8 protein-coding genes and 1 pseudogene are annotated in these 14063 nt (G+C 43.4%); 2 read left to right on the top strand and 7 right to left on the bottom strand.

All coding sequences use genetic code 11. The annotated features are described in order from the left end of the window. The 7 genes and pseudogenes from QUA23_RS29560 to QUA23_RS29530 form a co-directional block, all read right to left on the bottom strand. Nucleotides 1–518 (bottom strand): tyrosine-type recombinase/integrase (locus QUA23_RS29560; protein ID WP_333110658.1); only part of this gene is annotated, 518 nt, incomplete at its 3' end. Nucleotides 519–660: 142 nt separating this feature from the next. Then, a pseudogene (locus tag QUA23_RS29555) lies at nt 661–1368 on the bottom strand (IS1 family transposase). A gap of 208 nt (nt 1369–1576) precedes the next feature. Beyond that, nucleotides 1577–7144 carry an AAA family ATPase gene (locus QUA23_RS29550; RefSeq protein ID WP_333078376.1) on the bottom strand — a complete coding sequence of 1856 codons (5568 nt, stop codon included), beginning with the start codon at nt 7142–7144 and terminating at the stop codon, nt 1577–1579. An 82-nt stretch (nt 7145–7226) separates the two neighbouring features. Beyond that, nucleotides 7227–9368 carry an NAD(P)-binding protein gene (locus tag QUA23_RS29545; protein ID WP_333078377.1) on the bottom strand — a complete coding sequence of 714 codons (2142 nt, stop codon included), beginning with the start codon at nt 9366–9368 and terminating at the stop codon, nt 7227–7229. A gap of 67 nt (nt 9369–9435) precedes the next feature. Then, complete coding sequence (locus QUA23_RS29540) at nt 9436–10491, bottom strand: squalene/phytoene synthase family protein (protein ID WP_333078379.1); 1056 nt, start codon at nt 10489–10491, stop codon at nt 9436–9438. Between the two features lie 189 nt (nt 10492–10680). Continuing rightward, complete coding sequence (locus tag QUA23_RS29535) at nt 10681–11943, bottom strand: hypothetical protein (protein WP_333078381.1); 1263 nt, start codon at nt 11941–11943, stop codon at nt 10681–10683. A gap of 231 nt (nt 11944–12174) precedes the next feature. After that, the gene (locus QUA23_RS29530; RefSeq protein WP_333078382.1) at nt 12175–12861 is read right to left on the bottom strand and encodes a site-specific integrase; all 687 of its coding nucleotides are present in this window, start codon (nt 12859–12861) and stop codon (nt 12175–12177) included. A 200-nt stretch (nt 12862–13061) separates the two neighbouring features. Here QUA23_RS29530 and QUA23_RS29525 point away from each other — a divergent pair, with 200 nt between their 5' ends. Continuing rightward, on the top strand, nt 13062–13532 hold the full coding sequence (locus QUA23_RS29525) for a GNAT family N-acetyltransferase (RefSeq protein WP_333078383.1): 471 nt from the start codon (nt 13062–13064) through the stop codon (nt 13530–13532). A gap of 285 nt (nt 13533–13817) precedes the next feature. Continuing rightward, on the top strand, nt 13818–14063 hold a 246-nt coding region (locus QUA23_RS29520), incomplete at its 3' end, for a hypothetical protein (protein WP_333110655.1).

Below are 14063 nucleotides of genomic sequence, written 5' to 3'. Positions count from 1 at the left end.
CGCAGTGGAATTCCGGCGTTGCTCATCTGAGTCAGGGCGGTGCGACGGAAGCTGTGGGTGGAGGCTCCCTCGATGCCGGTTCGCTCGAACGCTTCTCTCAAAATCTGATCCGCTGAGTTAGTGTGCAGATGCTTCCAATGATGGTTCGGGTGGCGGCCGGGGAATAAATAAGTCTGACCCGCGTTAGGTTTCCAAGATGTCAGGAGACTTCGCAAATCTTCAATGACGGGAATCGTCCTGGTTTGGAGTTGGCCTTTGGTGTTGCCCTTGCGGAAGTTGATTGTAGGTCGGACTGTACCTCTGGCAGTGTAAATATCGATCACTTCCAGGGAACAAGCTTCGGCAATCCGGCAGGCGGTGTACAGACAAACCCCAAACAACGTGCGATCGCGCTCAGAAAGCAAACCTTTGTTGAACAGCAGTTCGATTTCCTCTTGCGTGAGTATCTTGGCTTGGCCGTGCCGTTCTATCTTCATGCTTGGCGTGTATACTCGACCCGATACCAGAGAGTCTTGCATACTTGCAGCATTGCTGCACCGTTCTGGGGTATTTCTTAACGAGGCGGGTGAGGGCGATCGTCATAAATTAGCCCAAGTGCAGCTAACGCGGTAAAGGTGCAAAGGTCACATTTATCGGAGCGGTAGTAGTGCATAGTAATGGTTAAGACCGTAGGGAGGCATTGTAATGATGGACAAAGTACCAAACCGCACCGATGTGATTGCTTAATTTTTTGGAGAACGACAAGGTTTTACGAACCAATCGCCCAACTCGCTGGCGCAGGGTGTTGTTGAAGCGCTCAATATAACTGGTTTTTCCGGTTTCTTTGCCAACGGCTCGATGCCGCTTTCTTGGTAGCACCTGCTCATAAGCTTCCCAAAAATCGGTGTAGCAGATAGCACACTGGCGATAAACTGCCGGTAATGATTGCCAAAGCCCTTTGGCTGCTTGACGAGAACGATCGCCGATGAATACCCCCACGAGCTCACGGCTGTCTGCATCAATGGCTAACCAGATCCATTGTTTGTTATCTTTGGAACCAACGAATGACCACATCTCGTCTAACTGAATCGTCAGCCGGCCTGGTTTTTTTTAGTGATTTCCACCAAGATTGGGGGTCTGATAAAATTTCTGGTTGACGTACATTTGTAACCAGCGCTCAGATACACCCGTTACTCGTGCAATGGCTGCCAGAGAACAGCGTTCGAGTAACAGTTTATCAATCAACTTACGAGTTGCTTCATCTATGGGCCCTCGAGTAGCATTTTCCACAAACTGCCGTCCACAAGCAAGACAGCGAAATCGAGGTTTACCGTAGTGGGTGTGTCCGTATTTGATGATTTGGGTTGATTGGCACTTAGGACAATTCATCGACTTGACTGAAATTTTTCAGGGTTCTGACCTCAAGTTTACCATTACTATGCACTACTACCATCGGAGCAATTAGCTTAACAAAGTAGTAGGATTAATGATACTAAATGGGTCGGATGCACTTCTAAAATTGGTTGACAACCTGCTGTTACTGTTCTCTATCCAAATTGGACTCAAAACTCAACTAAATCATGTACTAGCATAACGTCTATATACCCTGTGATAGCGGAATCTCCAAAACAAATTCAGCTCCCCGCCTTGGTGCTGAAATGCACGTTAGCGAACCGCCGTGTTTTTGTACGATAATTGAGTGCGAAACAGACAAGCCCAGACCAGTCCCCGAACCTACAGGCTTAGTTGTAAAAAAGGGATCGAATACCCTAACGCGGACTGATTCACTCATTCCAAGTCCGTTGTCTGCAATTGAGACGATCGCGCTAGTGCCTTTTACCTCTGTGCGAATCCGAATCGCAGGCGTTGGACACTGTTGGTTGTCCAACTGTACCAGCGCATCGATCGCATTGCCTAGAATATTCATAAACACCTGATTGAGTTCTCCAGCAGAACACTCGACTAAAGGCAGGTTCCCGTATTCTTTAACAACTTGGATTTCTCTGCTCCCAATGCCTCCCTCGTCGCCGCTATCATCTCCATCCCCCAGCTTTACCGCTGAGTTCAGGCGGTGCTGCAAAATCAGCAGCGTGCTCTCAATCCCTTCGTGAATGTCAACCCGCTTCATCTCGCTCTCTGCAAGGCGCGAAAAATTCCGCAAACCTATCACAATATTGCGGATGCGCTCGGCTCCAACATTCATCGACTTCAGAATTTGCAGCAAGTCTTGTTGGAGGAAATCAAGTTCAATTTCTTCTGTTACTGCTGCCAATTCAGGAGTAAGAATCGGGTATGTCCGCTGGTAAATATTGATTATTTGCAGCAAATATTGCATGTATTCAGTTGCGTGAGTAAGATTGCCATAAATGAAATTAATCGGATTATTAATTTCATGAGCAATTCCTGCAACTAGCTGTCCCAAACTTGACATTTTTTCAGTTTGAATCATTTGAGCCTGAGTCTGCTGCAATTCGATCAGAGCAATTTCTAGCTGAACTGCTTGTTCTTTTAACTGCACTTCTGACTGCCTCAAAGCTGATTCAGTAGAGATTCGCTCGCTAATTTCCTGCTGTAGGAGCGCGTTTTTTTCTGTAACTTCCCGCGTTCTATCTTGCACTTTCGCCTCTAAAGTCTGGCTGTACTCCTGCAATTTTTCATTAGCTGCCGACAATTTTTTATAGAGAAAAGCGTTTTCTAAAGAAATCGCAGCTTGAGTAGAAAGAAGCTTTAAAACTTCCTGCCTTTCTGCTGTGAAAACACCTGCGGCCAGATTATTTTCTAAATAAAGCACAGCAATTAAAGTACCTTGATTAATAATAGGCGTACATAAAACAGACTTAGTATTGTTTTTGACAATATAAATATCATTTTTGAATAGTTCATCCCTCCCGGCATCATCTAAAACAACATCTCTTTTCGTTCGGACTACATAATTTATTAGAGACAGTGGCAAATCCTGACTGAAAGCGATTGGAAGCGACTGCTGTACTATTATCCGATCTCGTTCAACAGAACCAGACGCTTCTATTAACAAGTTGCCATTTTTTGCTAAAATTAAAAAACCGCTTTGGGCGCCAGCGTTCTCCATCAGAATTTTTAGCAATTTTTCTAGCAATTTACTCAAAACAACTTCGCTCGCTAAAACTTGCGAAGCCTTCATTACTGTTGCTAAATCGAGGAAAGAATTACCTGTTGTAGTATTTGTAAAATTTGTAGTTTCCGTAGATGTAGTTTTCTCAAAGCTGGCGTTATTAGCAGCAGATATCAGAGAAAGAAGCGGAGGATATCTTGACTCCAAATCTGCAACCTTAGTCTTCGCTCCCCACCGAGCGTAGCCGTAGTATGCTGATGCCATGTAAGTCTGACCGATCTCCTCTCTTGAAGCCCCTAAATAAAATTCAGCCGCCAGTTCGTAAGCTAAAGCTTCCTCCTGAACGTACCCCTGTTTTTTAGCTCCCGCGATGGCGAGATCGTAATACTCCATCGCTTCCCAATTTTGCCCTTTCACCCGCGCTATTTCTGCCTCAACCAGATCGTATTTATGCTGATAATTAGCCGGAGCATGGTAAGCCCAGCCCTTCATTTTTTCTTGATTCAACTCCACAATAGCCAGAGCTTCTTGTTGCTCGCTCTCCCTCCCAGATTCAGCCTGAGCTCGTACATGGGGATACTGAGCCAGAAGAGCTAGCGAATAGTAGAAGTTGTGAACGGCAACCGTCATGTGTCCGGGTGCGGATGCTTTATATTTTTCAGCGATTGAAGCATTTTCAACGGCAGCAGCAAACTCTTTAAATAAGTAAGATAGAATTGATTTAGCAAGATAGGCAGCAAAAAGAGATATCTGGTTATTTGCTGTTTCTAAGATCGGCAGCATTTCTACTTCATCAAAGCTCTCGCCAATTAAACAACATTTGTCAGCTGTAGGTCGGAAAAGATTCAAAACTAGCTGCCTCCATATCTTGATGTAGTAGAGTCCAAATTCTTGTTTGAGTTTCAGCAGTAAATCTAGATAATGAGCTTGGCGCGACTCTACAGATTCTAGGTAGTTGCCAATTAAAAATATATGAGCGCAAGAGTTCAAAGCACAATAGCCAGCATATTCTACATCTCCAGTATCCAGTCCGCTTTGAACCCCGAATTGCAAAGCATCTATTGTTTCCCTAGCGTGTTCTTTCCAATGTCTGATAGTAACGTTAAACAGAGTGTATACTTTAGCTGTGAGTTCTTTAGCATTAAATTCCTCTAATAGCTTCAAAGCTATCTGACCGGAATAATATCCTGTCTCTAAATCTCCAAGTGCTGCACATAGGAGCAAGCCATAAATGCTGTAAGCGTAAGCTGCTAGCGCTGAATGACCGTTTTCAATGCAGAGATTAATTTGAGTCAATACGATGGGCAAAACCATCTCAGGCTTGGCAATAGAAGCGGGAGCTGAGATAGTCATCAGCAGCCGCATCGCCGCCAGCTTATCAGGATCGTTCATTTCTGGAACATTTTCCAAATCTGTCAGCGAAGGCAATTTTACAGAGGCATTCCCGGCTGCTAGCAATTTGGGAGAAACCCCCAGCATGGACAATATTTTCCAACCCGTATCAATAGCTTTAATGAGCTGGTTCTGAGCGACATAAGATTGAATTTTTAGCTCGTAGACTTTCACTTTATCAAGTAGGTTTTCTGCCTCTTTTAAAACAGCTTCAGCCAGTAGTTCAGAGTGAGTGAAATTGGTGTTCAAAAATTCTGTTTCTACGGCTTCTACATGGAGGTTGAGAGTCAATTCATACTGACTCTGCCAGCTATTAGCAGCAAGGAGTTCCAAACCAATATTTAGATACCTGGCAGCAGCTTCGTAAGCTGTCGCTGCTTTTGCTTTCTGACCGGCAATTAGATTTAGGAAAGCTAGTTCATCTTTTTCTACTTGCCCAACTATTAAGTCAGCGCTAAAATTAAGTTGATTGACCAGAGCAAAGATATTTTCTTTTCTGTCTTCAGGGCTGGTATTTTGCAGCAAAAGTTTACCAATGCTCAGATGAGTCGATTTTCGCTCGGATTCGGGAATCAAAGAATAAGCGGCTTGCTGCACGCGATCGTGCAAAAACTTATAGTCAACCCTGGAATCGCTGAGAATAAGTTCGCGTAGCTCCTCCTGTTGAAAAACTAGCGGGATTTTGTAGTTTCCACTTAGAGGCAAAATTAAACCAGACTGAAGTGCCGGACACAGATCAGAAGCAGTAACTGATTCTGACTCTTCATTCGCAATTGCCAAAACGCTTAAATTAAAAGTGCTGCCGATGCAAGCCGCCAATTTTAAGACTTTTTGCGTTGATGCTGGTAGCTTGAGGATATTCTTTGCTATCAGTTCAACGATATTGCAATTCGCAATACCAATGGTTTGAATAAGTTCGATATCCCACTGCCAAATACCGATAAAAGTGTCGTAATTTAGCAGTCGTTCGGAATCCAACACTTTTAGCAGTTGAGTCAAGAAGAAGGGATTGCCTTGGGTTTTATTGAAAAGCAGTTCTGAGAAAGATTTTATACGGCTAGCTTCGGGAGATTCGTTGAGCGTGTCTGCAATTAGCTGCCTGACATGGTTTAGCTGTAAAGGTTTAACAGTAATATTATTGATGAGAGCCCCACTTTCTCTAATCTTTTCTAATGTCTGAATCAAGGGATGAGCTGGATTGACTTCGTTATCCCGATAAGCTCCGATCGTTAACAGATATTGGCTGTCGCGATCGCTCATCAGCAGTTGGATTAATTTGAGGGATGCTGAATCAGCCCATTGCAAGTCGTCTAGGAAAAGAACGAGGGGGTGTTCGGGTTGACAAAAGACTTTGAAGAACTGTTGAAAAACGCGATTAAAGCGGTTTTGGGATTCATGGGAACTCAGTTGTGGTACTTCTGGCTGATGACCGACAATTAGTTCAAGTTCGGGGATAACATTAATAATTAGAGAACCATTTTGACTCAGTGCCGTTAAAAGCTTCTCTTTCCAAACAGCTATTTTTTCAGAATCTTCTGTTAATAGCTGTCGCAAGAGTGACTGGAAAGCTTGAATCAGTGAAGCGTAAGGAATATTGCGCTTAAACTGGTCAAATTTACCAGCAATAAAATACCCCCGCTTGGCTGCAACAGGTTTGTGAACTTCATTCACTAAGCAAGATTTGCCAATTCCCGAATAACCGCTGACCAGCATCATTTCGGCTGTGCCGAGACTGGTTCGTTCAAACGCTTCCATTAATACAGCTACCTCTTCTTCCCTGCCGTAGAGCTTCTGCGGGATCAGCAGTTGACCGGATAAATCTTTAGACCCTACAATGAATGGTGAAATTGTGCCGAATTCCTGTAACTGAGTTAGGCAATTTTCTAGATCGGCTTTTAGTCCCTCAGCAGTTTGATATCGCTCTTCTGCAGTTTTGGCTAATAGTTTGAGCGTGATGTCAGAAACCGTTTGGGGAATTTCTGGATTTAACTGAATCGGCGGAACTGGTTGCTTTGCTAAATGGCAGTGAACCAATTCCATTGGGTCAGTAGCTGCAAAAGGTAGGGAACCTGTCAGCATTTCATAAAAGGTTGCACCCAAGGAGTAAAAGTCGGTACGATAGTCAATCGACCGATTCATCCGGCCCGTTTGCTCTGGGGATATATAGGCTAGCGTGCCTTCCAGATAATTAGGATTGTTAATTGTTTGGTTTTCTGTGCCCAGGCGAGAAGAAATGCTAAAATCTATAATTTTAACCACCCAAGTTGCAGTATGGATAATAATATTTGGCGGCTTAATATCTTTATGAACGATCTGCTGTTTGTGGAGTTGCCCTAAAGTTTCCGCTAACTGAATTGCTATTCGGAGAAAGCCGATAAAATCGTTCTTGAGAGAAGCAAGGATGTAATTTAAAGATTGAGCGCCAAAATCTTCCATAATTAAAGCGAAGCTGTTCTGGTGTTTTTCCAGCCCCAAGCACTTAACAACTCCTGGAATGTTTAAGTTTTTCGCAATTTCATATTGATACTTTAAATTAGCAACATCAATAGGATGTGGATACTTAGAGTTTAGTAGCTTAACAATAACAGACTGTTGGTTCTGAAGCTTCAGCCCCCGATAAACAACTGTTTTCACGCCTTCATTAATTTTTTGAAAATTTGTGTAGCCCGGAAGTTTTAGCATCTGATTGGAAAGTAAAATATTATGACTTTACCGCAAGATATTACCTAGATATAATTCTGATTCTTCATTTTACAGTCAAAATTTAAAAATCTGATTCACCCACAATTTTTTGAGGAAAACCAGAAATTGCCCTCGATACCTGCATACCTGAAGTAACAGTTGCTTCAAGACTGCTAATATTAATCCCATTAAGTGTCCAGTCACCAGCTAAATAAAGATTATTAAAGCCGGAGGCGTCAGGTTTGATGCGATATTTTGTACTTCCTTTGAGAGACATTACATAACGCTCAGAAGGCTCAATATTTGCCCGCCAAAACTGAGAATTAAATCGTTCTAAACCCTTACCATTTTTTGAGTCAACAAGTAAGTTCCAATTCAGAATATCTGAACTTTCGGGTAGGGTTATTTTAGGCCATAAAATCGCAATATTTTGCTGAAACCACTTAAGAGCCGTTTCTTTGACCCGATTCATTTCTTGGTCAGGAAACGAATGATCTACAAAGGCTGGAATTTCCTTTATCTCTTCCAAAGGACCACAAAAATAAGCAATACTACCTGGATAATGTTCTGAAGACCAACCCTCAGAGACATTGAGATGGCTCATATCAGCCCAAGTGTTAAAGGGATGTGCATAAGCATCTATAACAGGATTAGGCATCATCCAGCCCAATTCTGGTAAGCTAGGCTTTAGCCAGAGCTGAAGTGCCTGGGTTTGAACAGTCTTGACCTTCTCTACCATCTCCTGCCATTCTTTGCGAGCTTCTATTAGCTCTTGGCAGATATATTTTAGTGCTCCTAGAGAAATTCCCAGAACCACAGAATCAAAATCTTCTCCTACATTGAGTTCGATATCCTCCACATCGTCCCACGACATCCAGGCCGATTCTAGATTAATTTTCCTGAGTTTAAGTTCTTCCCCTTCAACAAGCTGATCGTAGAGAGGAGAACTCGGCCAACAGGGCAGTTTGTTAACATCAATAAGCGGTTCGTAAACATTGTTTTTAAGCGTAACTTGGCGACTAATTTGGATCGTTTTAATAATCTTTTTGTCCTCAGAAAGCTCCAGATTTTTGACACGATGGAAAAACTTAAACTTAACACCCCGTTGCTTGAGTACCTCGTAAAGTGGTGCGAAGATTGTATCTCCCATACCAGATTGCATTTTCCAAAAAAACGCACCCTTATAGGTAAGAGTCATGCGTAGAAAGGCACGAAGCGCAGCTCCAGCCGCTAAATTTGGTTGATTGACATTACCGTTCTCGTAACTAAATACAAGGTCGTAGAGACCCTGCACTGGTGCCGAATTGACGCTAAATTCTGAAGCCCCATGTTTACTCAACCACTCCCGGACATCATAGTCATCAATAGCATTAAAGCCATCAAAGATAATACCGTCCACAATTACACCCTGGATGATGGTGTATGCTAAATCTACAAGTATCCACAGGCGACGAAACTTGTGGTGCGCCTCTATTATTTCCTCAACAATTCGGAAAAGCCAATTTCTGAATTGACCCAGACACCAAAGCAAAGCATGGTGTTGTATAGCTCGGTGCGTTTTAGGATCTTGCGGCAATTCCTGAACTAATTTTTGAGCAATATATAATAAGCCAATTTCATAAGGAACATTAGGAATTTCTAAGTGAATATTCATCTCTTTCAGTAGAGATTTTATCGACTCTGGAATCCCTGTAAAATCCAATAAATTGTCGCCGTCATACAGAGTGCTAAATAAGTAGGATGAACTCTTAAATTGATCGACCATAAACTCGACTAGCAAGCAAACAGACTCCCAAACAGAGGGCAATTTATCGCTTTCTCCGGGCAGTAAATTATTTGTTGGGAAGTCGTACGGCCAAAGTACCCACTGTTTGTTGATATATTCAGGAAATGCAATGAAATTGTGTGGCTTGAAAGCGTTCTGCCAGGTAGCAAGCGGGATGTCTTCACTCCGTCCTAATTCTTGATAGCACTGACGCATAACTCGAAAGGTATTTTCGTAAATTCCCATCAAGATATGTAGGCCATGTTCCTCAATTCGATCTTGGGCATTCATATTGCGTCCACTCGCGCCTTTGCCACCCAAACGCCACCCCATTTGATAGAGTATAATCTCATATTTTTCCTGCCAATCAGGTTGACTTGTCAGTTCAAAAGCTGCTGTAAGAGAAGCCATACCTCCTCCTAAAATTGCGATTTTCTTTTTTTTCATAGTTTCAGCCATGATTTGTTTTTCCCCTGCAAAAGTAGTGGATCAATCTTCTAATTTAGCTGCATCCAAACCCTGTTTTTCATTTGAACTCATATTCTACAGATTTTTGCAATTCCTGACTGTATTTTAGTAGTGCATCATTATCACGCACCATCGACTTAGCATCTTCAATACACTGCGAGAAGCAACTACGAGAGATTTTCACGGAATGATCTGCTGTGAATAATTGATCGTGTTGCTGCGCTGCAAACAATAGCGTCTGGTAAGCAGGAAGTAGGCACATTAAGCTAGCCAAGCGATAGCCTACAGCTTCATAGGGAATGTTCATTATATAACCGACAGACTTATTTAGCTCAACCATCACATTTGTAATAACTTTTTGCGTCCAACTCTTGGGAGCCCCCTTCAGCAAGAGTGGTGAACCATCGACTTCTTGTATCCATACATCAGGTAAATAGCATATACCATTAGCCAAATCTTCAGGAAAATCCTTGATAATGTTTGTTTTTTGCAATGCTTCGCCACAGGTTTCACAACCTGCTAGAAGGCAAGCTGCAACATCTAAGTTGAATTGGTAATGGTTGATAGCTAACTCTGTCCCCATATGACCAACTATGCCAGCTACAAAATAGCAATAACGATTGTAGTCGTTTTCTTTGGCTGGGAGACTGATCCCATTGCGCGTTACCATAACAGGAGCCTGTTGGTGATCTAGCACTTGTTTCATTCCCTCAACCATTGCAGAAGCCCAGCCATGAATAATTGCTTTAGCATCGTTTGGTATTAGTGCATAAATTTGCCATAACATTAGTCCATTTTCCAGATTCATTAATTGCTTTTGGTCGGCATCGAGTCCCGGCCAATTTTCGGACGACCAGCTAGATAAAATATTAGAGGCAAAAGCTGGTTCCTTTAGCAGTTGCTGAAATTCATCAAAACGAGCCTGCTGCCAGCTAAAGGACTGTTGGCAATCTTCAATGTTGTCAGCAACGCGAAAAATCAGATATGCCGTGGCCATAAAAGCATCTAACGGTTCTTCAAAACAAGGAGTTACCAATGCAAAAGACCGAGAAACTTTATTCATGAACTCTTCAAGGTATTTCTTCTGTTCGTGCAAAAGATAAAACGTTATCATGCTTCGTTCCCCTGATTGTATTAAGATATTGAGTCCTGAAGCGCCTTTGCCTCCCAGAGACCTCAGTGCGTCGTAAATCCTGGTAAATAATGTATCCTACAACAAGAGAGGTGGCAAGTAGTTATGATTACAAAAAGGAATCAAAATTTCTGCCCCTATACAAATTGACTTAGAAAGAAAAAGCCTAACCTAAGAATGCGCTTTCCAAACCGCAGTACCATTTTCGACTGTGAAATCAAAGTTGAGCCAGAAAGCCAGATTCGGCTGTATGTTTACTGGTTGTTCTGGCTCTGGTTCGCCATTTTGCAAGCCCAATTCTGTGACAATGGGGTGGCTGGCAAAATTGTAGATTGTGACCTCAAATTGAGAACCACCAGTAGAACCAAAACTGAGGAGTCGCCCTGCGTGATATTTGGACACTTTCATGGGAATTTCTACGATCGCTTGATAGCAAGCTTGTTTGCCGTCTTTTTCATCGCGAAACTGCTTGAGCATGACTACAGGAATTTCTGCATTTAGCCGATATTGCAACAGGTATTCAAGCAGGTTAAGTGGCAGGCTTAAGCCCGGAATTTTCATGATGCTGTCGCTGCCGAAAAATAATTGGGCGATTTCTGCAACTGCTTCTGAATAGCTAGTCCATATTTTAGGTGACTGGCTTTCGCTACCTCCATTTTTCTGCGATACTCTGATTAGCTGTTCCCATTTTGCTTCTGTTTGAGCAGTTAAAGTTTTCCACGTATAAGTGTGCAAACTGAAGGGGTCTTGTAACCGATCGATTGAGGGAATGTTGAAGCTTGCAATCTCTTTCGGGATGCCGTAAACCTCCCGACCTGAAGCTAAAGCTGGTGAATTGCTGACGAATATGTAAGGTACGAACCAAGCAAAGCGGTCTATTTGAAAGATGGAGCCACGTTGTTGACCGACCGCAGTTAAGACCCAAATCACAACTTCCTGCTCGTCGATGTAACCTCTGTCGCGATCGGGCTTTTCTCTAGAAGCCAGGGAGTCTATACTTCCAAAGGTTAGTAGGATATAGTGTGTGGCAGGGCGGTACTCGATTTGTCCGCTGGTTAAATTATTGAGGTATTTGTCGCACAAATTCTGGAGTTGAGGCAAAGAACTTTCTAACACAAATCCATAAAGGTTTGTGCCTTTGATATCGTAGGGTTGTAGAAAACATTGCTCGTTAGCTCGTTCAATATATTGTGGAGGTTTTGAATGATTACTGCCGCCCGATAAAAATGTCTCACCAAATTTATGTGCTTCTTGTTCTATGCTTTCGCCTCTGGTAGCAAGGTCTTGGAGGAGTTGATCTGGCGAGCGTGGCGGTTGTGCGAGGATGTCTACTAATTTTTGCGGGTTATGGAGCAGTTCCGCGATCGCGCTGCTTGCTCCTAGTGCTGTGCGAAAGCCTGTTTGCAGAAGTTGAGCGGCGCTGTTAACATTCATTCCTTCATAACCTCATCGTGAGTTAGCTTGCAAACTTCTTTTATTTCAGTCATATCACAAATACCGATCGGATCGAGCTTTCTTAACGCCAATTTTCTCAATTACAAACTCTTTATCGCTCGCTCGATAAAGCAAACTGAACTCGCGACCCACCCATACTTCACGTGACCGTTGACGTGCGACCTGTGGTTTATACCCGACCCGACAACGGAGTCGGTCAAACTTACTGCATTACTGCACTGGTAGGCGGAGATGGAGCGATCGCGGCGGTTGGGGGCGATCGTCATAAACTAGCAGACCGCTGCCAACGGGGTAACGAGCGTTTTCCAGTGTTAGAAAGCATGGAAAGTGAAGAGATCGCTCCTCTGACTTGTTCTGACCTAACCTCTTTCGTAGCGCTGCAACTGTTCTGGCGTTGCGTTGGCCGCTGATTTCTTGAATAATCCGCACTGGAATACCCGCGTTGCTCATCTGAGTGAGTGCTGACCTTCTGAGGCTGTGGGTGGAAGCGCCGATGATGCCAACTCGATCGCAAGCTTCTTGGAACAGGTGAGAGGCGGCTTCCGGGTTCGCGTGCGAACAGCGGTGGTTGAGGTGGCGGCTGGGGAACAGGTAGGGGTGTTCGGGATGTTTGTAGGTTTCCAACAGCAGCCTCAACTCTTGAATGATCGGGATAGTGCGGGTGCCGAGCTTGCCTTTGGTGTTGCCTTTGCGGACGATCATTTCGGAGCGGATGGCGCCCGCCGGGGTGAAAACATCGATGACTTTCAAGCTGCACGCTTCGGCAATGCGGCAAGCCGTGTAGAGACAAACTCCAAAGAGGGCGCGGTCGCGATCGCTCTGCAAACCTTCGTTGAACAAGAGTTCGATTTCCTCTTGCGTGAATATCTTGGCCTGCCCGTGTCCCTCTATCTTCATGCTTGGTGTATACCCGACCCGATACCAGAAAGTTTGCCGCAAATACTGCATTGCTGCATCGGTCGGGGGTATTTCTTAATGCGGTGGGTAAGCGGGGTCAAGGGGAAATAAGGGTCATCGTAAATTCGGTGAGCGACAATCGCTATCGGGTATTCTAAAAATAAATGATGTTGGAAAGTTCATCGGAAAACAATGATCAGATGATTATTCGCGATAGCCAAGAACGAGAGTACCGCCTGCAAGTAAACGGGGACGAAGACTCATATTTTATTGCCAAACTCTTGTACCGCAACAGCGAAGTTGGTAGGCTCGAAGGCGTTTTTTATCCACCTGATAAGTTGGTGATAGGCGATATCTTGATTCGCGACGATGTAATTCACGCTCCAGAGCACTTAGGGGCAGCTCTTTTGAGACTGCTAGTTGAACCCAAGCCAATCGATTACCGTCGCAGGGGACTGGGAACTCACCTGTTGCAGTTTGCGATAAAGAAAGCTCGTCAGCGGGGAATTAAGCGAATCTGCGGTTCTCTAACTCAAGAAGACATCAACAATAATCCTAACCTTGTCAGATGGTACAAGAAGCATGGATTTGAAATACTTCCGCCTTCACAGGAGAACATCGAAAATGCAGTTTTTGGGATTTCTCTGGATTTAGGAGAGAAATTAAATTAATTACTCCTTGCGATCGCACTTCTGCAACAGTCGGAGCCTCTGCTGGTACCTAGTCGCTAATCTGACACCTTCCGCCGTGACAGGGCGGGTGTGCCACTAAAAATCTAGGCGGGGAAACGCAACTTTCCTATCTAAGACTTGGAAGTGCTACCCGTAGAGTTGATGAAAAATAAAACTCTTATTCTCTATAATTTTTCTGATTTGAATAATTAAATAAATCTTAAATACTATGAAAGAAAATAAGTTCATAGCTAAACTATTTTAATATATTTAGGAGCGAGCTGTATGTTTCAGTATTTTGTAATGATTCCTTCCCTTCTTGAAGAAAAAGACGTAGACAAAGACGTAGACAAAGACGTAGACAAAGAACAAGTCAATTGGTCTATGCAAGTTGCTAAGTACAATTTTAATCTGGGCTTACAAGTAGGGGATGACATTGAGCTGATTCTTCACTACGGTGACGAATGCTTTTCGTTTGCAAGTAAGGTTGTGAAGATATTAAAAGTTATAGAAAATGACAAAGAAAGACTT

The organism is Microcoleus sp. Pol1C5 (assembly GCF_036701115.1).
GTDB lineage: Bacteria > Cyanobacteriota > Cyanobacteriia > Cyanobacteriales > Microcoleaceae > Microcoleus.
The sequence above is the reverse complement of the archived record's forward strand: the minus strand, read 5'-3'. Positions and strand labels throughout refer to the sequence as shown.

Excerpts from the sequence above, each read along its gene's own strand:
- QUA23_RS29550 (WP_333078376.1), bottom strand. The coding sequence starts at position 7,144 with ATGCTAAAACTTCCGGGCTACACAAATTTTCAAAAAATTAATGAAGGC.
- QUA23_RS29545 (WP_333078377.1), bottom strand. The coding sequence starts at position 9,368 with ATGGCTGAAACTATGAAAAAAAAGAAAATCGCAATTTTAGGAGGAGGT.
- QUA23_RS29540 (WP_333078379.1), bottom strand. The coding sequence starts at position 10,491 with ATGATAACGTTTTATCTTTTGCACGAACAGAAGAAATACCTTGAAGAG.
- QUA23_RS29535 (WP_333078381.1), bottom strand. The coding sequence starts at position 11,943 with ATGAATGTTAACAGCGCCGCTCAACTTCTGCAAACAGGCTTTCGCACA.
- QUA23_RS29530 (WP_333078382.1), bottom strand. The coding sequence starts at position 12,861 with ATGAAGATAGAGGGACACGGGCAGGCCAAGATATTCACGCAAGAGGAA.
- QUA23_RS29525 (WP_333078383.1), top strand. The coding sequence starts at position 13,062 with ATGATTATTCGCGATAGCCAAGAACGAGAGTACCGCCTGCAAGTAAAC.